The 21,988-nt window shown below is 72.6% G+C and carries 19 protein-coding genes; 16 read left to right on the top strand and 3 right to left on the bottom strand.

Features of this window, described 5'->3' with window-relative positions:
• Positions 1–57 precede the first annotated feature (57 nt).
• The 10 genes from ACFWR9_RS28435 (at position 58) to ACFWR9_RS28390 (ending at position 9,656) form a co-directional block, all read left to right on the top strand.
• A complete protein-coding gene (locus ACFWR9_RS28435; protein WP_125491828.1) occupies positions 58–732 on the top strand; it encodes a two-component system response regulator in 675 nt (224 codons plus the stop codon).
• A gap of 195 nt (positions 733–927) precedes the next feature.
• Entirely contained in the window at positions 928–3,675 is a 2,748-nt protein-coding gene (locus ACFWR9_RS28430; protein WP_383846771.1) for a DNA translocase FtsK, read from the top strand.
• Between the two features lie 261 nt (positions 3,676–3,936).
• Positions 3,937–4,800 carry a helix-turn-helix domain-containing protein gene (locus ACFWR9_RS28425; protein ID WP_383846769.1) on the top strand — a complete coding sequence of 288 codons (864 nt, stop codon included), beginning with the start codon at positions 3,937–3,939 and terminating at the stop codon, positions 4,798–4,800.
• Between the two features lie 90 nt (positions 4,801–4,890).
• A complete protein-coding gene (rimO, locus tag ACFWR9_RS28420) occupies positions 4,891–6,372 on the top strand; it encodes a 30S ribosomal protein S12 methylthiotransferase RimO (RefSeq protein WP_383846767.1) in 1,482 nt (493 codons plus the stop codon).
• Positions 6,369–7,142: a CDP-diacylglycerol--glycerol-3-phosphate 3-phosphatidyltransferase gene (pgsA, locus tag ACFWR9_RS28415; protein ID WP_383846765.1), complete on the top strand. Its 774-nt coding sequence runs from the start codon at positions 6,369–6,371 to the stop codon at positions 7,140–7,142. The genes rimO and pgsA overlap by 4 nt, the downstream gene beginning before the upstream one ends.
• Positions 7,139–7,684, top strand: a complete 546-nt coding sequence (locus tag ACFWR9_RS28410; protein WP_383846763.1) for a CinA family protein — start codon at positions 7,139–7,141, stop codon at positions 7,682–7,684. The genes pgsA and ACFWR9_RS28410 overlap by 4 nt, the downstream gene beginning before the upstream one ends.
• Positions 7,685–7,793: 109 nt before the next feature.
• Positions 7,794–8,174, top strand: coding sequence for a helix-turn-helix domain-containing protein (locus tag ACFWR9_RS28405; RefSeq protein WP_383846761.1), 381 nt, complete (start codon positions 7,794–7,796; stop codon positions 8,172–8,174).
• A gap of 171 nt (positions 8,175–8,345) precedes the next feature.
• The gene (locus ACFWR9_RS28400) at positions 8,346–8,816 is read left to right on the top strand and encodes a Dps family protein (RefSeq protein WP_383846759.1); all 471 of its coding nucleotides are present in this window, start codon (positions 8,346–8,348) and stop codon (positions 8,814–8,816) included.
• 6 nt (positions 8,817–8,822) lie between these two features.
• Complete coding sequence (locus tag ACFWR9_RS28395; RefSeq protein WP_383846757.1) at positions 8,823–9,122, top strand: hypothetical protein; 300 nt, start codon at positions 8,823–8,825, stop codon at positions 9,120–9,122.
• 48 nt (positions 9,123–9,170) lie between these two features.
• The gene (locus tag ACFWR9_RS28390) at positions 9,171–9,656 is read left to right on the top strand and encodes an SRPBCC domain-containing protein (protein ID WP_383846755.1); all 486 of its coding nucleotides are present in this window, start codon (positions 9,171–9,173) and stop codon (positions 9,654–9,656) included.
• Here ACFWR9_RS28390 and ACFWR9_RS28385 read toward each other — a convergent pair.
• Together ACFWR9_RS28385 and ACFWR9_RS28380 are read right to left on the bottom strand one after the other, a co-directional pair.
• Positions 9,586–10,455 (bottom strand): Fpg/Nei family DNA glycosylase, encoded by an 870-nt coding sequence (locus ACFWR9_RS28385; RefSeq protein WP_383846753.1) that lies wholly within the window; start codon positions 10,453–10,455, stop codon positions 9,586–9,588. The genes ACFWR9_RS28390 and ACFWR9_RS28385 overlap by 71 nt on opposite strands.
• A gap of 18 nt (positions 10,456–10,473) precedes the next feature.
• The gene (locus ACFWR9_RS28380) at positions 10,474–15,504 is read right to left on the bottom strand and encodes an ATP-dependent helicase (RefSeq protein WP_383846751.1); all 5,031 of its coding nucleotides are present in this window, start codon (positions 15,502–15,504) and stop codon (positions 10,474–10,476) included.
• Positions 15,505–15,649: 145 nt separating this feature from the next.
• Between ACFWR9_RS28380 and ACFWR9_RS28375 the strand changes: the two genes are divergently transcribed.
• Genes ACFWR9_RS28375 through ACFWR9_RS28365 form a run of 3 tightly spaced genes read left to right on the top strand, consistent with a single transcriptional unit; the run spans position 15,650 to position 17,582 of the window.
• Positions 15,650–16,516, top strand: coding sequence for an AraC family transcriptional regulator (locus ACFWR9_RS28375; RefSeq protein ID WP_383846750.1), 867 nt, complete (start codon positions 15,650–15,652; stop codon positions 16,514–16,516).
• A complete protein-coding gene (locus ACFWR9_RS28370) occupies positions 16,513–17,277 on the top strand; it encodes an AzlC family ABC transporter permease (protein ID WP_383846748.1) in 765 nt (254 codons plus the stop codon). Before ACFWR9_RS28375 ends, ACFWR9_RS28370 begins: the two co-directional genes overlap by 4 nt.
• Positions 17,274–17,582 carry an AzlD domain-containing protein gene (locus ACFWR9_RS28365; RefSeq protein WP_376359359.1) on the top strand — a complete coding sequence of 103 codons (309 nt, stop codon included), beginning with the start codon at positions 17,274–17,276 and terminating at the stop codon, positions 17,580–17,582. Before ACFWR9_RS28370 ends, ACFWR9_RS28365 begins: the two co-directional genes overlap by 4 nt.
• A gap of 6 nt (positions 17,583–17,588) precedes the next feature.
• Here the strand turns inward: ACFWR9_RS28365 and ACFWR9_RS28360 are convergent, their stop codons facing one another.
• Complete coding sequence (locus tag ACFWR9_RS28360) at positions 17,589–18,560, bottom strand: hypothetical protein (protein ID WP_383846746.1); 972 nt, start codon at positions 18,558–18,560, stop codon at positions 17,589–17,591.
• 81 nt (positions 18,561–18,641) lie between these two features.
• Between ACFWR9_RS28360 and ACFWR9_RS28355 the strand changes: the two genes are divergently transcribed.
• The 3 genes from ACFWR9_RS28355 (at position 18,642) to recA (ending at position 21,565) form a co-directional block, all read left to right on the top strand.
• Entirely contained in the window at positions 18,642–18,836 is a 195-nt protein-coding gene (locus tag ACFWR9_RS28355; RefSeq protein ID WP_383846744.1) for a DUF3046 domain-containing protein, read from the top strand.
• Between the two features lie 60 nt (positions 18,837–18,896).
• A complete protein-coding gene (locus tag ACFWR9_RS28350; protein ID WP_383846742.1) occupies positions 18,897–20,180 on the top strand; it encodes an AI-2E family transporter in 1,284 nt (427 codons plus the stop codon).
• 269 nt (positions 20,181–20,449) lie between these two features.
• On the top strand, positions 20,450–21,565 hold the full coding sequence (gene recA / locus ACFWR9_RS28345; protein ID WP_383846740.1) for a recombinase RecA: 1,116 nt from the start codon (positions 20,450–20,452) through the stop codon (positions 21,563–21,565).
• The last annotated feature ends 423 nt before the right edge of the window (positions 21,566–21,988 follow it).

Genomic DNA, 21,988 nt, shown 5'->3' with positions numbered 1-21,988 from the left:
GCCGCGCCAAGTCCTGCGGACAGGGGAGGCCCCACGCCGGGGCGAGGAGGGCGGGCCATGGTGCAGAAGGCCAAGATCCTCCTGGTCGATGACCGGCCGGAGAATCTGCTGGCGCTGGAGGCGATCCTCTCGGCGCTCGATCAGACGCTGGTGCGGGCATCGTCCGGGGAGGAAGCGCTCAAAGCACTGCTCACGGACGACTTCGCGGTCATTCTGCTGGACGTCCAGATGCCGGGCATGGACGGTTTCGAAACCGCCGCGCACATCAAGCGACGGGAGCGGACCCGGGACATCCCGATCATCTTCCTCACCGCGATCAACCACGGCCCGCACCACACCTTCCGCGGGTACGCGGCGGGCGCGGTGGACTACATCTCGAAGCCGTTCGACCCGTGGGTGCTGCGCGCGAAGGTCTCGGTCTTCGTCGAGCTGTACATGAAGAACTGCCAGCTGCGTGAGCAGGCGGCGCTGCTGCGGCTCCAGTTGGAGGGCGGCGACAAGGTCGCGGCCGGCGAGGCCAAGGAGCCGGCGGGGCTGCTCGCCGAGCTGTCGGCCCGGCTGGCGGCCGTGGAGGAGCAGGCGGAGGCGCTCTCCAAGCAGTTGGGCGACGAGTCCACGGACGCGGCGGCGGTGGCCACCGCGGCGCACCTGGAACGCAAGCTCACCGGACTGCGGAGGGCCCTGGACGCGCTGGAGCCCGGCACGTCCGGCGGTCAGCCCGCCGTCAACTGAGGTCCGCCCCGACTGAGGCCCGCCGTCAACTGAGGCCCGTCGTCGGGCGGCTCGTGACTCCCCTGGTCCGGTCTGTGAGGACTTGTCAGGAGCTGTACCGGAGGCGTCAGTTCCGCTACCTCGTCCGGACGACACGAACGGGTGAAGCGGTAGGCACACGTGTCGACCGCCGTCTCCCCCGGTAACCTCGCACCTATGGCCTCACGTCCCTCCGCAGCCAAGAAGCAGCCCGCCAAGAAGGCGGCCGCTCCCGCGAAGGGGCCGGTCAAGAAGGCCGCTGCGAAGAAGGCACCCCCGAAGAAGGCGCCCGCCAGGAAGGCCGTCGCGAAGAAGCCCGCGCCCAAACCGGCCCCGAGCCCCACCGGCGGTGTCTACCGGTTGGTGCGCGCGCTCTGGCTGGGCCTGGCGCACGGCGTCGGCGCCGTCTTCCGCGGCATAGGGCAGGGCGCCAAGAACCTCGACCCGGCCCACCGAAAGGACGGCGTCGCGCTGCTCCTGCTCGGCGTCGCCCTGATCGTCGCCGCGGGCACCTGGGCCGACCTCAAGGGCCCCGTCGGCGACCTCGTCGAGATCCTGGTGACCGGCGCCTTCGGCCGGCTGGACCTGCTCGTGCCGATCCTGCTCGGCGCCATCGCCGTGCGCCTGATCCGGCACCCCGAGAAGCCCGAGGCCAACGGGCGGATCGTGATCGGCCTGTCCGCGCTCGTCGTCGGCGTGCTCGGCCAGGTGCACATCGCGTGCGGTTCACCGGCCCGCGGCGAGGGCATGCAGGCCATAAGGGACGCGGGCGGCCTCATCGGCTGGGGGGCGGCGACCCCGCTGTCGTACACGATGACGGACGTGCTGGCCGTGCCGCTGCTCGCGCTGCTCACGGTCTTCGGGCTGCTGGTCGTCACCGCCACCCCGGTGAACGCCGTCCCGCAGCGGCTGCGGCAGCTCGGCGTGCGGCTCGGCGTGGTCGACGACCCCGACGCGGGCGCGTTCGGCGAAGACGACGAGCGGTACGACGACCAGTGGCGCGAGGCGCTGCCCGAGCGGACCCGCAGGCGCGGAGGAGCGCCCGCCGAGCCGTACGACCCGGACGGGGCCGAGCAGGAGGCGCTGAGCAGGCGCCGCGGCAGGCCCCGTCGGTCCGCCGTGCCGCAGCCCGAGATGAACCGGCCGATGGACGCCGTGGACGTCGCCGCGGCGGCCGCCGCCGCGCTCGACGGCGCCGTCCTGCACGGGATGCCGCCCTCGCCCCTGGTCGCCGATCTCACCCAGGGCGTCAGCCCCGGGGACCGCGAGTCGACGACGCCGACTCCGACGCCCGTGCCGGCCGCGCGCCCACAGCCGGGCAAGCTCAAGAAGGACCCCGCCAAGTCCGCCGAGCCGGAGACGTCGGGCGGCGTCCCCGACCTCACCAAGACGCCGTTGCCGCAGGAGCGTGACCTGCCGCCGCGGGCCGAACAGCTCCAGCTCTCCGGCGACATCACGTACTCCCTGCCGGCCCTCGACCTCCTCACTCGCGGTGGCCCCGGCAAGGTGCGCAGCGCCGCCAACGACGCCATAGTGCACTCGCTGACCACCGTCTTCACCGAGTTCAAGGTCGACGCCCGGGTCACCGGCTTCACCCGCGGCCCCACGGTGACGCGCTACGAGGTCGAGCTGGGCCCCGCCGTCAAGGTCGAGCGGATCACCGCGCTGACCAAGAACATCGCGTACGCCGTCGCCAGCCCCGACGTGCGGATCATCAGCCCGATCCCCGGCAAGTCCGCCGTCGGCATCGAGATCCCCAACACCGACCGGGAGATGGTCAACCTCGGCGACGTACTGCGCCTCGCCGAGTCCGCCGAGGACGACAACCCGATGCTGGTCGCCTTCGGCAAGGACGTCGAGGGCGGCTACGTCATGGACTCGCTGGCGAAGATGCCGCACATGCTCGTCGCGGGCGCCACCGGCTCCGGCAAGTCGTCCTGCATCAACTGCCTGATCACCTCGATCATGATGCGGGCGACCCCCGAGGACGTCCGGATGATCCTGGTCGACCCCAAGCGCGTCGAGCTGACCGCGTACGAGGGCATCCCGCACCTGATCACGCCGATCATCACCAACCCGAAGCGCGCCGCCGAGGCCCTGCAGTGGGTCGTGCGCGAGATGGACCTGCGCTACGACGACCTCGCCGCCTACGGCTACCGGCACATCGACGACTTCAACCGCGCGGTGCGCGAGGGCAGGGCCAAGCCCCCCGAGGGCAGCGAACGCGAACTCCAGCCCTATCCGTACCTGCTGGTGATCGTGGACGAGCTGGCCGACCTGATGATGGTGGCCCCGCGCGACGTCGAGGACGCGATCGTGCGGATCACGCAGCTCGCGCGGGCGGCCGGCATCCACCTGGTGCTCGCCACCCAGCGGCCCTCCGTCGACGTCGTCACCGGCCTGATCAAGGCCAACGTGCCTTCCCGGCTCGCCTTCGCCACCTCCTCGCTCGCCGACTCGCGGGTCATCCTCGACCAGCCCGGCGCCGAGAAGCTGATCGGCAAGGGCGACGGCCTCTTCCTGCCGATGGGCGCGAACAAGCCGACCCGTATGCAGGGCGCGTTCGTGACCGAGGAGGAGGTCGCGGTCGTCGTCCAGCACTGCAAGGACCAGATGGCGCCCGTCTTCCGGGACGACGTCACCGTGGGGACCAAGCAGAAGAAGGAGATCGACGAGGACATCGGCGACGACCTCGACCTGCTGTGCCAGGCGGCCGAGCTGGTCGTCTCCACCCAGTTCGGGTCGACCTCCATGCTCCAGCGCAAGCTGCGCGTCGGCTTCGCCAAGGCGGGGCGTCTGATGGACCTGATGGAGTCGCGGAGCATCGTCGGACCGAGCGAAGGCTCAAAGGCTCGTGACGTTCTTGTGAAGCCTGATGAGCTGGACGGAGTGCTCGCCGTGATCCGGGGGGAGTCTGAAGGGTAGGAAACCGTGGGCCAAGGATTCCGCCGACGGAGGGCCGGGACGGCCGGGTGGCCGATCGTGACTCACCCGTTAGGGACCATTGAGCAACCGTTTCCCCATGGTGTACGTCAAGTTGAGGGAAGTGACAACAGGTAGTCCACCATCGGGATGCCGGGCCATTCGGATGGCGTAAAAGGTCGTACCGCCGGTTGCCCGACCCGTTTGTAACACCCCTAGACTGAACGTCCAGCACAGGCGGCTAAACGCTCGAAAGGCGCCCCCGTGTCCAACGGCAACTCCCCTGAAGACGAGCGTCCGATCGAAGACGTTTCCCCAGACGTTACTGAACACGTCTCCGAGGAAACCCGCCCCTCCGTCGGCCATGCCCTCCAGCAGGCGCGGATCGCCGCCGGGTTGACCGTCGACGACATCACCACCGCCACCCGCGTCCGGATCGCCATCGTGCACGCCATCGAGGCGGACGACTTCGCGCCCTGCGGCGGCGACGTCTACGCGCGCGGTCACATCCGCACCCTGGCCAAGGCCGTCGGGCTCGACCCGGCCGAACTGCTCGCGCAGTTCGACGCCGCGCACGGCGGACGCCCGGCGCCGACCCCCGCCGCCCCCCTGTTCGAGGCGGAACGTATCCGTCCGGAGCGCCGCGGACCCAACTGGACCGCCGCCATGGTCGCCGCGATCGTCGCGGTGATCGGCTTCGTCGGGTTCACGTTCGTCAAAGGCGGCGACGACGGCGGCAACGAGGCGAGCGTCGCCGAGGGCGCCCAGCCCTCGGCCGGCGGATCCGCTTCGGCGAGCGCCAAACCGAAGAAGCCGGCCGATCCCAAGCCCGAACCCTCCGACAGCGCCATCGCCGCCGCGCCCCGCGACAAGGTGACCGTCAAGGTCAGCGCCGTCGAGGGACGCAGCTGGATCTCCGCGAAGGACCACAACGGCCGGCTGCTCTTCGACGGACTCCTCGAGCAGGGCGACTCGAAGACCTTCCAGGACAACGAGAAGGTCAACCTCGTCCTCGGCGACGCCGGCGTCATCCAGCTGTACGTCAACGGCAAGAAGATCGAGGACGACTTCCGGCCGGGCTCCGTGGAGCGCCTGACCTACACGAAGGGCGACCCGCAGGTCGGATAGGGGCCCGGAGAACGAGTCGGTACGGGGTTGGCCGGGCTCGGCCAACCCCGTCGACGTGGGCTGTCGGCGGGACGAAGTAGTCTTGAGCCCATGCCTGAAAGCCGTACCGTCGCACTCGTCACCCTTGGCTGCGCCCGTAACGAGGTGGACTCGGAGGAGCTCGCAGGCCGTCTGGAGGCGGACGGCTGGAAGCTCGTCGAGGACGCCGAGGAAGCGGACGTCGCCGTCGTGAACACCTGCGGCTTCGTCGAGGCCGCCAAGAAGGACTCCGTGGACGCCCTCCTGGAGGCCAACGACCTCAAGGGGCACGGAAGAACGCAGGCCGTCGTGGCGGTGGGCTGCATGGCCGAGCGGTACGGCAAGGACCTCGCCGAAGCCCTCCCCGAGGCCGACGGCGTGCTCGGCTTCGACGACTACGCCGACATCTCCGACCGGCTCCGGACCATCCTCGGCGGCGGCATCCACGCCGCGCACACCCCGCGCGACCGGCGCAAGCTGCTGCCGATCAGCCCCGCCGAGCGCCAGGAGGCCGGTGCCGCCGTCGCCCTGCCGGGGCACGGCCCGACCGACCTCCCCGAGGGCGTCGCCCCCGCCTCCGGACCCCGCGCACCCCTGCGCCGGCGCCTGGACGGCTCCCCGGTCGCCTCGGTGAAGCTCGCCTCCGGCTGCGACCGGCGCTGCTCCTTCTGCGCCATCCCCTCCTTCCGCGGCTCCTTCATCTCGCGCCGCCCGAGCGACGTGCTGAACGAGACGCGGTGGCTGGCGGAGCAGGGCGTCAAGGAGATCATGCTGGTCTCCGAGAACAACACGTCCTACGGCAAGGACCTCGGCGACATCCGCCTGCTGGAGTCCCTGCTGCCCAACCTCGCCGACGTCGACGGCATCGAGCGCGTGCGCGTCAGCTACCTCCAGCCGGCCGAGATGCGCCCCGGCCTCATCGACGTACTGACCTCCACCCCGAAGGTCGTGCCCTACTTCGACCTCTCCTTCCAGCACTCCGCGCCGAACGTGCTGCGCGCGATGCGCCGCTTCGGCGACACCGACCGCTTCCTGGAGCTGCTGGACACCATCCGGAGCAAGGCCCCCGAGGCGGGCGTGCGCTCCAACTTCATCGTGGGCTTCCCCGGCGAGTCCGCCTCCGACCTCGCCGAGCTGGAGCGGTTCCTGAACCACGCGCGGCTGGACGCCATCGGCGTCTTCGGCTACTCCGACGAGGAGGGCACCGAGGCGGCGACGTACGAGCACAAGCTGGACGAGGACGTCGTCGCCGAGCGGCTGGCACGTGTGTCCCGCCTGGCCGAGGAGCTCGTCTCGCAGCGGGCCGAGGAGCGCGTCGGCGCGACCGTGCGGGTACTCGTCGAGTCCGTGGAGTCCGCCGACGACGGAGACGGTGTCCGTGGCCGCGCCGAGCACCAGGCGCCCGAGACGGACGGCCAGGTGCTGCTCACGAGCGGCGAAGGTCTGAGTGTCGGTCGTATGGTCGACGCGAAGGTGGTCGGTACGGAGGGTGTCGACCTGGTGGCCGAACCCCTGGTGGGCTCGCCCGAGTGGAGTGAGGAGGCCGGCAGATGACCGGAGTCCCGGCGTCCGCGGCGGGTGGCCCCTCCGGCGCGCGCAGGACCGGCCCGCGCGCCCCCTCCGGAGCCACGCAGGAACCGTCCGGGCGGACGGCCCCGGGAGGAGCCCCGGAGCGGGGATCGACCGATGGCAGTGCCGCTCTGCGGGGCGGCAAGATCACGGCCGCGGCCGTCAACCAGGCGAGCGTCTGGAACGTCGCCAATCTCCTGACGATGCTCCGGCTGCTCCTGGTCCCGGCCTTCGTCGCCCTGCTGCTCGGCAACGGCGGGTACGACCCGGCCTGGCGCTCCTTCGCCTGGGCCGCCTTCGCCGTCGCCATGATCACCGACCTCTTCGACGGCCATCTGGCGCGGGCCTACAACCTCGTCACCGACTTCGGGAAGATCGCCGACCCCATCGCCGACAAGGCGATCATGGGGGCGGCGCTCATCTGTCTGTCCGCGCTCGGCGATCTGCCGTGGTGGGTGACGGCCGTGATCCTCGGCCGGGAACTCGGGATCACCGTGCTGCGCTTCGTGGTCATCCGGTACGGCGTCATCCCCGCCAGCCGCGGCGGCAAGCTCAAGACCCTCACCCAGGGCGTGGCCGTCGGGATGTACGTCCTGGCGCTCACGGGGCCCCTGGCGACCCTGAGGTTCTGGGTGATGGCTGCGGCGGTCGTCCTGACCGTCGTGACCGGGCTGGACTATGTGAAGCAGGCCATTGTGCTGCGCCGCCGGGGAATCGCCGAGCGCCGGGCGGCGTTGAAGGGGACGGAAGCTTGAGTTCCACTGCCGCCGACGTGGTGCGACTACTCACCGTGAGGGGTGAGACCCTCGCGGTCGCCGAGTCCCTGACCGGCGGAATGGTGGCGTCCGCGATCACGGCGGTGCCCGGGGCGTCCAAGGCCTTCCGGGGATCCGTCACCGCCTACGCGACGGAGCTGAAGCGGGAGATCCTCGGCGTCGACGCCTCACTGCTCGCGTCCCGCGGAGCCGTGGATGCGCAGGTCGCGGCCCAGATGGCGGCCGGAGCACGGAAGGTGCTGGGCGCCGACTGGGGCATCGCGACGACCGGCGTCGCCGGTCCGGACGCGCAGGACGGGCAGCCCGTGGGGACGGTTTTCGTGGCCGTCGACGGGCCTCCGGGAGCCGATGACGGTTCCGCCTGTGGCGGAAAAGTGGAGGCGCTGCGGTTGAACGGCGACCGTGCGGAAATTCGTATGGAGAGTGTACGGAGCGTACTCGCACTCCTTCTGAGGGAGCTCGCGGGCGAACAGACTGGGAATGAGCGGGCACAGGATACGGAACGGAACGGGGGGTTTTGATGTTTGCAGCCCTGAGTGAACACGACATCGCTCCCCGCACGGCCGCGGCGCGAGGCGGTACGGTGGGGCGTGAAGGATGCGGTTACACGGTCCGAGGAGGGAGCCACCGATGATTCTGCTCCGTCGCCTGCTGGGTGACGTGCTGCGTCGGCAGCGCCAACGCCAGTGCCGTACTCTGCGCGAAGTCTCCTCGTCCGCCCGAGTCTCACTCGGCTATCTCTCCGAGGTGGAGCGGGGGCAGAAGGAGGCTTCTTCCGAGCTGCTCTCCGCCATCTGCGACGCGCTGGACGTACGGATGTCCGAGCTCATGCGGGAAGTGAGTGACGAACTCGCTCTCGCCGAGCTGGCCCAGTCCGCTGCGGCGACGCCCAGCGAGACCGTGCCGGCACCGGTGCGCCCGATGCTGGGTTCCGTCTCGGTGACCGGCGTGCCACCGGAACGGGTGACCATCAAGGCGCCCGCCGAGGCAGTGGACGTCGTCGCCGCCTGAGGCACCCGCTGAACATGTGCGTGTGAGGCCCCGGCCGGGGCCTCTTCGGGAGACCGGAGAGGCTCGGCCGGGTTTTCGCGTGCCCGGGGTGGGTGGCCGCCGGTTGCCGGTCCGTGGTGGTGCGGTCATCGTGGAGGGAGATGGCCGGGGGGCGAACCGCCGGAGGTGTGGATGTACGTCGTGAAGAGTCCGTTGTCCGACTCGGACCTGAAGACCGTCTCCGAGGCGCTGCAGGGCGCCCTGGTCGACCTCGTGGACCTGGCCCTGGTGGCGAAGCAGATCCACTGGAACGTGGTCGGCCCCCGGTTCCGCTCCGTACATCTCCAGCTCGACGAACTCGTCGGCACCGCGCGCACCCACTCGGACACCGTGGCCGAGCGCGCCTCCGCGCTCGGTGTGTCCCCGGACGGGCGGGCGGCGACGGTGGCCGTCGGCAGCGGCATCGACGTGACCCCGGAGGGCTGGGTCGACGACACCACCGCCGTGCAGACGATGGTGGACGCGCTCGGCGCGGTGATCGGGCGGATGCGCGAGCGGATCACGTCGACCGGCGACCCGGATCCCGTGAGCCAGGACATCTTCATCCAGATCACGGCCGATCTCGAGAAGCAGCACTGGATGTTCCAGGCCGAGAACGGATGACGCGCAATGGCGTCGGCGCGGGCGGCTCGCCGGGCGGCCGCGCTGGCTCTCGGCTGGCTGTGGTGGTGGGCCGTGCTGCGGCTGGCGCTGGAGCCTGGTGCGGGTGTGCTCGAAGGGGCGGTGGCGGCCGGCGGGTGGGGGCTGAGCGTGCTGCCGGTGCACTGCGCCCCGCGACGCCGGGCCGCGGGGGCGCTGGAGGCGGGGCGGATGCGGCGGGCGCTGCGTACGGCGGCGGGTGGTGCTGGGGCGTCCGGGTCGGGCGGGTCGGGCGGGTCCGGCGGGGCGTCCGGGTCGGGTGGGGCGTGAGCGGGTCATGAGCGGGTCACCCCGAACCGACGGAAGGACAGAGAGCCGATGAGTGTCACCAGCCTGGACAAGGATCTCGACAACCTGACCCTCACCCTGATCGCCGACTTCGCCGCCCCCGCGGCGCGGGTGTGGCAGCTGTGGGCGGACCCCCGGCAACTGGAGCGCTGGTGGGGACCGCCGACCTACCCGGCGACGGTCGAGGAGCACGATCTGACCCCGGGCGGGGACGTCACGTACTTCATGACCGGCCCGGAAGGCGACAAGTACCGCGGCTGGTGGCGGGTGGCCACGGTCGACGCGCCCGCTTCGCTGGAGTTCACCGACGGGTTCGCCGACGCGGACGGGGTGCCGAACGCCGCCATGCCGACGACCACGAACCGGGTCACGCTCACCGAGCGCGACGGCGGCACCCGCATGGAGATGCGTGCGGTCTTCGACACCCGGGAGCACATGGACCAGCTCACGACCATGGGGATGGATGAGGGGCTGCGGGAGGCGGTCGGCCAGATGGACGGTCTCCTCGCCGGCTGAGCCGCCGTGGCACGGGTCCGCTCTGGCAGGCCGGACACCAGTACGTGGGGCGTTCGCCGGAGCCGTCGCCCTGGTCGGCCACCCGGACCGGCGTACCGCAGCGCAGGCAGGGGCGTGGTGCGCGGCCGTACACGAACAGGTCGTGGCCGCGCAGACCCGTCGTACGGCGGGCCGGCCGGTCGCGGTTGGCCTCCAGGAGCTTCTTGGCCAGCGCGGGCAGGTGCGCGGCCCGGTCGGGGGGCAGTTCGCCGACCGGGAGCCAGGGCGTGACGCCGAGCAGGAAGCAGATCTCACTCTTGTAGACATTGCCGACACCCGCGAGATTGCGCTGGTCGAGCAGGGCCTCGCCGAGGGGGCGGGCTGGGTCCGCGCTCAGGTTGGCCAGGGCCTGTCCGGTGTCCCAGTCGGGGCCCAGCAGGTCCGGGCCGAGATGGCCGACGGCGCGCTGGTCGTCGGCGGTGCGCAAGATGTCCAGCACCGGCAGGCGGTAGCCGACGGCCGTGCGGTCGACGGTGCCGAGGATGACGCGGATCTGGTGCGCCGGGCCGCCGCTCCAGCGCTGACCGGGCGCGAAGATCTTCCAGGAACCGTCCATCCGCAGGTGCGAGTGGACCGTCAGGCCGCCCTCGACGTGGGTGAGCAGGTGCTTGCCGCGCGGGGTGACGTCAAGGACCGCACGGCCGGTGAGGTCGACCAACGCGTACCGGGGCACGCGGAAGTCGCTGCGGGTCAGCACCTTGCCCGCGAGGGCGTCGTGCAGCCGTCGCGCCGCCTGCCAGACCGTGTCACCTTCGGGCATGGGCCAAGGGTGACAGGCTCACGCCCTGATCCGCAGACCGCGCGGGTTGGCGATGAACCCCGCCTCTTCCAGGAGGGGGCCGAAGGGGGACGTCAGGGCCGCCGCGCCGTTGACCCGCTCCACCGTGACCGTGCCCAGGGAGCCGGCGCGGGCGGCGTTGGCCAGCGCCTCCGCGGCCGCGCGCAGACGCGCGTCCTCGGTGGGCGGGCCGTCGGGCTCGGAGGGCCACAGCAGGAGCGTCTTGCCACCGCGCTCCATGTACAGCGCCGGCTCGCCCTCGACGAGCACCACCAGGGAGCCCGCCTTGCGGCCGGGTTTGTGGGTGGCGCCCGCCGGAGGCTCGGGCCAGGTGAGGGCGGCGCCGTACGCGTTCGCCGGATCGGCGGCGGCCAGGACGACGGCCCGCGGTCCGGGGGCGGGGCGGCCGCGACGGCCGGGGAAGCCGGTGTCGTACGAAGCGCTGTCGTACGGGCCTGTGCCGTACGGGACGGTGCCGTATGGGCGGGTGCCGTGCTGGCCGCGCGGACCACCGGAGCCGCCCTGCGGGCCGCCCCCGCGCGGGCCTCCGGTGCCCGGCTCGGCGTAGTCGCGGGGCGAGATGTAGTCGCCCCGGGAGGGGGACCGGCCCAGACGGTCGGGGTCCGCGAAGACGTCGTCGTCAGGGCTGAGACCGCCGGGCTCGCCCTGACCGTCGGAGGCGAGGTTGTCGGAGTGGGCGAAGTCGGCGAAGTCGGGGAAGTCGGGGAAGTCGGCGAAGGGCGGGACGTCGGCCGGGGCGGGTGCCGTCGGCCCGGGCGGGCCGTCGCCGCGCTCGCGGGCGTTCGCCACCGCGCGCAGCCGGTCCACGGCGCCCTCCATGGCGAACTGCGCCGCGCCGAGCCCCTCCACGACGTAGCCCCGCCGGGCCTGGCCGCTCTCCTCGAAGGCGGCCAGAATGCGGTACACCGCCGAGAAGCCGCCTTCGACGCCCTCCGCCGCGACGGCGCCGCGGGTCACCACGCCGTGCCGGTCGAGGAGCGTGCGGGCCAGGGCGTGGGCACGCACCGTGCCGTCGGACTCGCGGGCGGGCAGCAGGGACCAGCGGCCGGCGACGGTCGGCGGGCCGGTGCGGGAGGCCGGGCGGGCGGCGGCGGTCAGCGAGCCGTACCGGCCGCGGGGCACGGCGCGCTTGGCGCGGTGGGCGGTGGAGCCCGCGGTGCGACCGGAGCCCAGCAGCGAGCGCAGGGGCGCGAGGGTGTCGTTCGTCAGCCGTCCGGACCACGCCAGGTCCCACAGGGCGTCGGCCAGCTGCGGATCGGTGGCCTCCGGGTGGGTGGTCGCGCGGACCTGGTCGCCGATCTGCCGGAAGAACAGGCCGTACCCGCCCGAGAGGGCGCTCAGGACGGACTCGTGCAGGGCGGTCGTCTCCAGTGGATGCGGAGGCGGCAGAAGCTGCGGGGCAGCGTCCGCGAGGTACAGCGAGACCCAGCCGTCCTTGCCGGGGAGCGAACCCGCTCCGGCCCACACCACCTCACCGGCGGCCGTCAGCTCGTCCAGCATCGCGGGGTTGTAGTTCGCCACCCGGGAGGGCAGGACCAGTTTCTCCAGGGCGGACGCGGGCACGGAGGCGCCCTGCAGTTGCTCGACCGCGCGCACCAGGCCGTCGATGCCGCGCAGCGCTTGCCCCTTGCCGATGTGCTGCCACTGGGGCAGGAACTGCCCGAGCGCGGCCGGCGGCACCGGCTCCAGCTCGTGCCGGAGCGCGGCCAGGGAACGGCGGCGCAGCCTGCGCAGCACGGTCGCGTCGCACCACTCCTGGCCGATGCCGGCCGGATGGAACTCGCCCTGCACGACCCGGCCGGCCCCGGCGAGCCGCTGCAGGGCGCCCTCGGTGACGGCCACGCCCAGGCCGAAGCGGGCCGCCGCGGTGACCGACGTGAAGGGGCCGTGGGTACGCGCGTGCCGCGCGAGGAGGTCGCCCAGGGGGTCCTTGACCGGCTCGGTGAAGGCCTCGGGCACCCCGACGGGCAGCGCCGTGCCCAGCGCGTCGCGCAGTCGGCCCGCGTCCTCGATCGCCGCCCAGTGGTCGGCGCCGGCGATCCGCACGCTGATGGCGCGGCGGGCCCCGGACAGCTCCGGCGCCCACTGCGGCTCGGCGCCCCGCTCGGCCAGCTCGGCGTCGGTGAGCGGACCGAGCAGCCGCAGCAGGTCCGCGACGCCCTCCGGGTCCTTGACGCGCCGGTCCTCGGTCAGCCACTGGAGCTCCCGCTCCAGCTCGGTGAGCACCTCCGCGTCGAGCAGTTCCCGCAGCTCCGCCTGGCCGAGCAGCTCGGCCAGCAGCCGCGAGTCCAGCGAGAGCGCCGCGGCCCGGCGCTCGGCGAGCGGTGAGTCTCCCTCGTACAGGAACTGGGCCACGTAACCGAAGAGCAGGGACCGGGCGAACGGGGACGGCTCCGCAGTGCTGACCTCGACCAGGCGCACCTTGCGAGCCTCCAGATCGCCCATCAGCTCGACCAGGCCGGGTACGTCGAAGACGTCCTGGAGGCACTCGCGGACCGCTTCCAGGACGATCGGGAACGAGCCGTACTCGCTCGCCACCTCCAGCAGTTGCGCGGCGCGCTGGCGCTGCTGCCACAGCGGGGTCCGCCTGCCGGGGCTGCGGCGCGGCAGCAGCAGCGCGCGGGCGGCGCACTCGCGGAAGCGGGAGGCGAACAGCGCCGAGCCGCCCACCTGGTCGGTGACGACCCGGTCGACCTCGCCCTTGTCGAAGACGACGTCGGCCGCGCCCACCGGCGCCTGCTCCGCGTCGTACTCCAGGCCCGGTTTCGAAGGTTCCTGGTCGAGGAGGTCCAGGCTCATCAGGTCGGCGTCCGGCAGGCGCAGCACGATGCCGTCGTCGGCGTGCATCACCTGGGCGTCCATGCCGTACCGCTCGGTCAGGCGGGCGCCGAGGGCGAGGGCCCAGGGGGCGTGCACCTGGGCGCCGAAGGGGGAGTGCACCACGACGCGCCAGTCGCCCAGCTCGTCGCGGAAACGCTCCACGACGATGGTGCGGTCGTCGGGGACGTGACCGCAGGCCTCGCGCTGTTCGTCGAGGTAGGCGAGGACGTTGTCCGCGGCCCAGGCGTCCAGGCCGGCGGTGACCAGGCGCAGCCGCGCGTCCTCCTTGGCGAGGGAGCCGACCTCGCGCAGGAAGGCGCCCAGCGCGCGGCCCAGCTCCAGCGGGCGGCCCAGCTGGTCGCCCTTCCAGAACGGCAGCCTGCCCGGGACGCCCGGCGCGGGCGAGACCAGGACCCGGTCGCGCGTGATGTCCTCGATCCGCCAGGAGCTGGTGCCGAGCGTGAAGACATCGCCCACGCGGGACTCGTAGACCATCTCCTCGTCCAGCTCGCCGACCCGGCCGCCGCCCTTCTTGGGATCGGCGCCCGCCAGGAAGACCCCGAAGAGCCCGCGGTCGGGGATCGTGCCCCCGGACGTGACGGCGAGGCGCTGCGCGCCCGGGCGGCCGGTGACCGTGCCGGCGACCCGGTCCCACACCACGCGCGGGCGCAGCTCGGCGAAGGCGTCGGAGGGATAGCGGCCCGCGAGCATGTCCAGGACGGCCGTGAAGGCCGACTCCGGGAGCGAGGCGAACGGGGCGGCGCGGCGGACGGTGGTGAGGAGGTCGTCGACCTGCCAGGTGTCGAGCGCGGTCATCGCCACGAGCTGCTGAGCGAGGACGTCCAGCGGGTTGGCCGGGATCCTGAGGGCCTCGATGGCGCCGCTGCGCATCCGCTCGGTCACCACGGCCGACTGCACGAGGTCGCCGCGGTACTTGGGGAAGACCACGCCGGTGGAGACCGCGCCGACCTGGTGTCCCGCGCGGCCGACGCGCTGGAGACCGGAGGCGACGGAGGGCGGCGACTCGACCTGGACGACGAGGTCGACCGCGCCCATGTCGATGCCCAGCTCCAGACTGGAGGTGGCCACCACGGCGGGCAGCCGGCCGGCCTTGAGGTCCTCCTCGACGAGAGCACGCTGCTCCTTGGAGACCGAGCCGTGGTGGGCGCGGGCGATGACGGGCGGGGCGCCCTGGGCGGCTCCCGAGCCGCCCATCAGGTCGGCGGGGGAATGGTGCTCGTCCAGGGGCTCGCCGGTCGCCCGCTCGTACGCGATCTCGTTGAGTCTGTTGCACAGGCGCTCGGCAAGGCGCCGGGAGTTCGCGAAGACGATCGTGGAGCGGTGCGACTGGACCAGGTCGGTGATCCGCTCCTCGACGTGCGGCCAGATCGACGGCCGCTCCGCGCCGTCGCCCTTGTCCGCGACCGGGGAGCCGCCCAGCTCGCCCAGGTCCTCGACCGGGACGACGACGGACAGGTCGAACTCCTTGCCCGAGTCCGGCTGGACGATCTCCACCTTGCCGCGCGGGGCGAGGAACCGGGCGACCTCGTCCACCGGGCGGACCGTCGCCGACAGACCGATACGGCGGGCCGGTTTCGGCAGCAGCTCGTCCAGCCGCTCCAGGGTGAGCGCCAGATGCGCGCCGCGCTTGGTCCCCGCGACCGCGTGCACCTCGTCCAGGATCACCGTCTCGATGCCGGTCAGCGCCTCGCGCGTGGCCGACGTCAGCATCAGGAACAGCGACTCCGGGGTGGTGATCAGAATGTCCGGCGGCCGGGTGGACAGGGCGCGGCGCTCCGCGGCCGGGGTATCGCCCGAGCGGATGCCGACCTTGACCTCGGGCTCGGGCAGGCCGAGGCGGACGGACTCCTGGCGGATGCCGGTCAGCGGACTGCGGAGATTGCGCTCGACATCGACGGCCAGCGCCTTGAGCGGGGACACGTACAGGACGCGGCAGCGCTTCTTGGGGTCGGCGGGCGGGGGCGTCGAGGCGAGCTGGTCCAGGGCGGCGAGGAACGCGGCCAGCGTCTTGCCGGAGCCGGTGGGGGCGACCACCAGGACGTCCGAGCCCGCGGAGATCGCCTGCCAGGCCCCCGCCTGTGCGGCGGTGGGCGCGGAGAAGGCACCCGTGAACCAACCGCGGGTCGCGGGGGAGAAGCCGTCCAGGGCTCGGTGCGCGGAGCTGACCATGGATCCATCGTGCACCCCGCCACTGACAATCGGCCCGAGCCGGGCGGGCGGCCGGGCGGACGGTCCCGGGCGGCGCGGTGGCCGGGCGGCAGGGCGGGCTCGGGCCGTCGGTGGAGGCCGCGGCCCGGTGACGGAGAATGGGGGCATGGCGGGAAAGGGCGAGCGGGCACGGCACTGGCAGTACGAGGAGCTCCCCGACGTCGACCTGCTGCGGGCCCAGTACATACGGAAGACCTTCGTACGCCACACGCACGAGCACTTCGTGATCGCGGCCATAGCCGACGGCGTGGAGGTCTTCCACCACGGCGGAGGCGACCAGTACGCAGGGGCGGGGTCACTGGCCCTGGTCAACCCGGACACCCCGCACACGGGACGGGCCGGGGTGCCGGAGGGGTGGCGGTACGGCGCCGTATATCCGGCGCCGGAGCTGGTGGCCGGGATCGCGGCGGAGACGACGACGCTGCGCGGGACGCCCGGGTTCGTCCGGCCGGTCCTCGACGACCCGTACGCCGTCGAGCTGGTGCACCGTGTGCTGCGGGCCGCCGACGAGGGGAACGCGCTCGCCGCCGACACCCTGCTGCGCGTGGCCGTGACGCGGTTGCTGCGGCTGAACGGCGGGCCGCTGCCCCGCCGGGAGGTGCCGACGGCCGGGGGCGGGGTCGCGGCACGCGCGCGTGCCGTGCTGGAGGAGCGGATGGCCGATCCGCCGAGCCTGGAGCGGCTCGCCGGGGAGCTCGGCAGCAGTCCGTTCGCACTGTTGCGGGCCTTCCGGGACGCCTATGGGATGCCGCCCCACACCTGGCTGACGGACGCCCGGGTGCGCCGCGCGCGGCGGCTGCTCGACACCGGGACGTCACCGGCCGAGGCCGCCGTCGCCGTGGGTTTCACCGACCAGCCGCACCTGAACCGGCACTTCGCGCGGATCGTGGGCGTGCCGCCCGGCGCCTACCAGCGGGAGCGCAAGAACGTACAAGACGCGCGGCGCCGCCTGCTCCTACCGTCCGAGGCGTGACAGAACAGACAGCCCTTCCCGAGACCGGAGCCGTCGAGGGCAAGCCCGACGCCGCCGTCGTACGGGACGCCCTCGGAGTCGGCGTCGCCGTCGGACTGTCCGGGTTCGCCTTCGGGGTGACCTCGGCCGGCAGCGGACTGACACTCGCCCAGACCTGCGCGCTCAGCCTCCTCGTGTTCACCGGAGCGTCCCAGTTCGCGCTCGTCGGGGCGCTCGCGGCCGGCGGCAACCCGCTCACGGCGGCGGCGGGCGCCTTCTTCCTGGGCGTGCGCAACGCCTTCTACGGACTGCGCCTCTCGCAGTTGTTGGTGCTCCCGCGCGCGGTGCGGCCGTTCGCCGCGCAGTGGGTCATCGACGAGACGACCGCCGTGGCCCTGGCCCAGCCCACGCGGCGCGGCGTCCGGATCGGGTTCACCGTCACCGGACTCACGCTGTACCTCCTGTGGAACCTCACCACACTGCTCGGCGCGCTGGGCGCGGAGGCCATCGGGGACACCGCCGCCTGGGGGCTCGACGCGGCCGGACCCGCGGTCTTCCTGGCGTTGCTCGCGCCGATGCTGAAGAGCACCACCGAGCGCATCGTCGCGGGCCTGGCCGTACTCCTGGGGCTCGGCCTGCTGCCGGTGCTGCCGGCCGGTGTGCCCGTCCTGGTGGCCGCGCTGGCGGCGCCGCTCGTCCTGTGGGCGCGCGGACGCCGCGCGGGAGGAGCCGTCGAGAACCGTGACGACCGCGAGGCGTCCGCGGGGGAGGGAGAGCGGTGAACGTCTGGATCGCGATCATCGGGACCGCGGTGGGCTGCTACGTCGTCAAGCTCGCCGGACTGCTCGTGCCCGCCGGAGCCCTGGAGCGGCCGCTGGTCCGCAAGCTCGCCGCTCTGCTGCCCGTCGCCCTCCTCGCGGCGCTCACCGCCCAGCAGACCTTCGCCGACGGCCAGGCGCTCGTACTGGACGCACGGGCCGCGGGAGTCGCCGCGGCCGCCGTGGCACTGGTGCTGCGCGCGCCGTTCCTCCTCGTGGTCGCGGCCGCCGTGGTGGTCACCGCGGGCGTACGGGCCCTGGGCGGCTGACCGGGGTCAGCCGAGGACACGGCCGTACGCGCGGAGCGTGCGCAGGGCCTCCAGCGTCACCGCGGGGCGGGCCTCCAGAGCCGGGGCGGGCGCCCGGCGGGGCCGGCGGAGGGGCCAGCCGCCGTCGTCCTCCTGCTCCGCCGCGAGGAAGTCGAGGGAGCGGGTCATCTCGGCGTCCGTGAACCACGCGCGCGCGAGGGAGTGCGGGTGCCTCGCGTAATCGTGCGGGAAGTGGTGCTCGCCCGGGGCCTGGCCGGCGGAGACCGGGTACGTGCCGAGGTCGTCCGGGTCCAGCACGGCGAGCCGCTGTGCGCGCACCAGGCTGCCCAGCCGGCCGGCCGCCACCTCCGCGCGCGGGCGGTCGGGGACGGTGTCCAGGAAGGCCACGGCGGCCTCGACCTCGTACGGGTCGGAGGTCTCCAGCGACTCGGCCGCCCGCCAGCAGAAGTCCGTGGCACGGAACAGCCAGGCGTGCCAGACCTCGTTGCGGTGCAGCAGGCCGACCACCGGACCGGTGGCGAGCAGCTCGCCCGGAGGGTCGTCCACGACCGGCACGAAGGGCGCCGCCGGCACGGAGGGCACGGCCGGATCCCCGCGCAGGCCGGGCCGGACCGCGGGCAGGGCGCCGTCCGGCGTGGACGCGGAGGTCAGATAGCGGCACATCCGCTCCACGCGCTGTCCGCCACAGCGTCCGACCGCGTCCAGCACGCGCAGCGCACGCGCGGTGTGCGGCGGCCGGCTGACCGGGCCGCGCAGGTCGGGCTCCAGCCCGTGGCCGTACCCGCCGTCCTCGTTGCGGTACGCGTCCAGCGCGGTCTCCACCGGGCCGGCGTCGCCACCGCGGAAGTGGTACGCGAAGAGGCGCTGCTCCAGTACGCGCGCCGTGAGCCAGACGAACTGCTCCGCGCGCGCGAGCGACGAGTGCGACGCGGGCGGGCGCGGGGTCGGGGTGAGTGCGGAAGCTCCGGATTCGGCCATGGCACAGACCGTAGGCCGGAAAGCGGTCCCGGTACCCGGTCCCGGCTCAGGGCCCACTCTCAGGGGCGGGATACTGGTGTCATGCGGTTGACGGTCTTCTGGGAGCGGATGGCGGATCACTTCGGTCCGGGGTACGCCGACACCTTCGCGCGCGATCACGTCATGGCGGAGCTGGGCGGGCGCACGGTGCACGGGGCGCTGGACGCGGGCTGGGACGCCAAGGAGGTGTGGCGGGTGGTCTGCACCGTCATGGACGTGCCGCGGGAACAGCGGTGACGGTGCGCGAAGACCATCGGATGGTCATCCGGGGTCCGTGGCGTGGGCGAGACTTGCTCCGTGGCATCCACTGACGAGACCGGGCAGGCGACCCGGCAGCACGCTCCCCCGCCCGGTCCGACGCCTCCCTCCGGCCCTCCGGCCGACGGCGCCGCGGGGCCCGCGGGTCCGGGCGCCCGCATGCCGCGCTGGCTGCCGCGCGCCATGGTGCTGGCCCTCGCGCTCGTCGCAGCCTTCCAGCTCGGCAGCTGGGCCTTCCACCAACTCACCAGCCTGCTGATCAACATCCTCATCGCGTTCTTCCTGGCGCTCGCCATCGAACCCGCGGTGAGCTGGATGGCCGGACGCGGTATGCGCCGGGGGTTCGCCACCTTCCTCGTCTTCATCGCCGTGCTGGTCGCCGCCGCGGGGTTCGTCACGTTGCTCGGGTCCATGCTCGCGGGCCAGATCGTCAAGATGGTCGAGGACTTCCCGAACTACCTCGACTCGGTGATCAGCTGGGTCAACGGCCACTTCCACACCGATCTGCGGCGGGTCGACATCCAGGAGGGCCTGCTGCGCTCCGACTGGCTGCGCAACTACGTGCAGAACAGCGCCACGGGTGTCCTGGACGTGTCGACCCAGGTCCTGGGCGGCCTCTTCCAGTTGCTGACGGTCCTGCTCTTCTCGTTCTATTTCGCCGCCGACGGCCCCCGGCTGCGCCGCGGGCTCTGCTCCGTCCTGCCGCCCGCCCGGCAGGCCGAGGTCCTGCGCGCGTGGGAGATCGCCGTGGACAAGACCGGCGGGTACCTGTACTCGCGCGGTCTGATGGCACTGATCTCCGGCGCGGCGCACTACGTCCTGCTGGAAGTCCTGGAGGTGCCCTACGCTCCCGCGCTCGCCGTCTGGGTGGGCCTGGTGTCGCAGTTCATCCCCACCATCGGCACCTATCTGGCGGGTGCGCTGCCCATGCTGATCGCCTTCACGGTCAATCCCTGGTACGCGCTGTGGGTCCTGATCTTCGTCGTGATCTACCAGCAGTTCGAGAACTACGTGCTCCAGCCGAAGCTGACGTCCAAGACCGTGGACATCCACCCGGCGGTCGCGTTCGGCTCGGTCGTCGCGGGCACCGCGCTGCTCGGCGCCGTCGGCGCGCTGATCGCCATCCCGGCGATCGCCACGCTCCAGGCGTTCCTCGGGGCCTACGTCAAGCGCTACGACGTCACGGACGACCCCCGCGTCCACCGGGGCCGGAACCGCCCGTCGGGGCCCGGTGGAGCCACGCGCATGCGCAAGCTGTGGACCCGGAGGCAGGAACTGGGACGCCCCGGACCGGAAGGGACCGGAAGCGGCCCCTCCGCCTGAGCGTCCGCGTTGGTGCGTGCGGCCGGTTCCGGTCCCGCCGACGCGGCGGACGTACGCTCGGAAGTGCCGCGTGGTGCGCTTGACACGAAAATCGAACATCCATTCTCATGGAGGCTCCGGCAAGGCTCATGACGGGTGATTCGACAGGGTTTGGACGGAGAAGCGCCCGAGTTATCCACAGGCCGGACCCGCGTCGCGGGGCATTGTCAGTGGCAGGCATTAGCGTCTTCGACGTGAAGCGATCGAATCAAGCAAACCGGGTGGAACCCATGGCAGGAACCGACCGCGAGAAGGCCCTGGACGCCGCGCTCGCACAGATTGAACGGCAATTCGGCAAGGGCGCGGTCATGCGCATGGGCGACCGGATCAACGAGCCCATCGAGGTCATCCCGACCGGGTCGACCGCGCTCGACGTGGCTCTCGGCGTCGGCGGCATCCCGCGCGGCCGGGTCGTGGAGGTCTACGGCCCCGAGTCCTCGGGCAAGACGACCCTGACCCTGCACGCCGTGGCGAACGCGCAGAAGGCCGGCGGCCAGGTCGCGTTCGTGGACGCCGAGCACGCCCTCGACCCCGAGTACGCGAAGAAGCTCGGCGTCGACATCGACAACCTGATCCTCTCCCAGCCGGACAACGGCGAGCAGGCCCTGGAGATCGTGGACATGCTGGTCCGCTCCGGCGCCCTCGACCTCATCGTCATCGACTCCGTCGCCGCGCTCGTCCCGCGCGCGGAGATCGAGGGCGAGATGGGCGACAGCCACGTCGGTCTGCAGGCCCGCCTGATGAGCCAGGCCCTGCGGAAGATCACCAGCGCACTCAACCAGTCCAAGACCACCGCGATCTTCATCAACCAGCTCCGCGAGAAGATCGGCGTGATGTTCGGCTCCCCGGAGACCACGACCGGTGGCCGGGCGCTGAAGTTCTACGCCTCGGTGCGACTCGACATCCGGCGCATCGAGACGCTGAAGGACGGCACCGACGCGGTCGGCAACCGCACTCGCGTCAAGGTCGTCAAGAACAAGGTCGCGCCGCCGTTCAAGCAGGCCGAGTTCGACATCCTCTACGGCCAGGGCATCAGCCGCGAGGGCGGTCTGATCGACATGGGCGTGGAGAACGGCTTCGTCCGCAAGGCCGGCGCCTGGTACACGTACGAGGGCGACCAGCTCGGCCAGGGCAAGGAGAACGCGCGCAACTTCCTCAAGGACAACCCCGACCTGGCCAACGAGATCGAGAAGAAGATCAAGGAGAAGCTGGGCGTCGGCGTGCGTCCCGCGGAACCGGCCACCGAGCCGGGCACTGACGCCGCCGCGACCGACGCAGCACCGGCGGTGCCCGCCCCCGCGACCGCCAAGGCCACCAAGTCCAAGGCCTCGGCAGCCAAGAGCTGACCCGTGACACGACGAACCGACTGGGCCGAGTACGCCAACGGCTCCGCAGGGACGAGCGACGGCGCGTACGGGGCGACCGCGGCCCCGTACGAGACGGAACAGTCCGCCGTCGGTTCTCCCGACGGCGGCCAGGTGCGCCAAGGTGACGGCGAGGCGCGCCGGAGAGGCGGATGGGCCCGTGCGACGGGCGGCACCCGCCGGCGGCGCGGCCGTGCGGAGCCGTTCGCCGAGGACGGAGCCGAGGACGGAGGCGCCACTTCCTCGTCGAGGGCCGAGAAGGGGGAGCCTCCGCGGGACCCGGTCGAGCAGGCACGGGCGGTGAGGCCGCGCCGGGGGTCCCGGGCCCCCCCCCCCCCCACCCCCCGCGCCCCCGCCCCGCGCCAACCGGGGAGAACCCCGCAGTGCCCCCGCGGGCTGGTGTCG

Source organism: Streptomyces sp. NPDC058534 (genome assembly GCF_042717365.1).
Taxonomy (GTDB): domain Bacteria; phylum Actinomycetota; class Actinomycetes; order Streptomycetales; family Streptomycetaceae; genus Streptomyces.
This window is presented reverse-complemented; position numbering and strand designations above follow the sequence as displayed.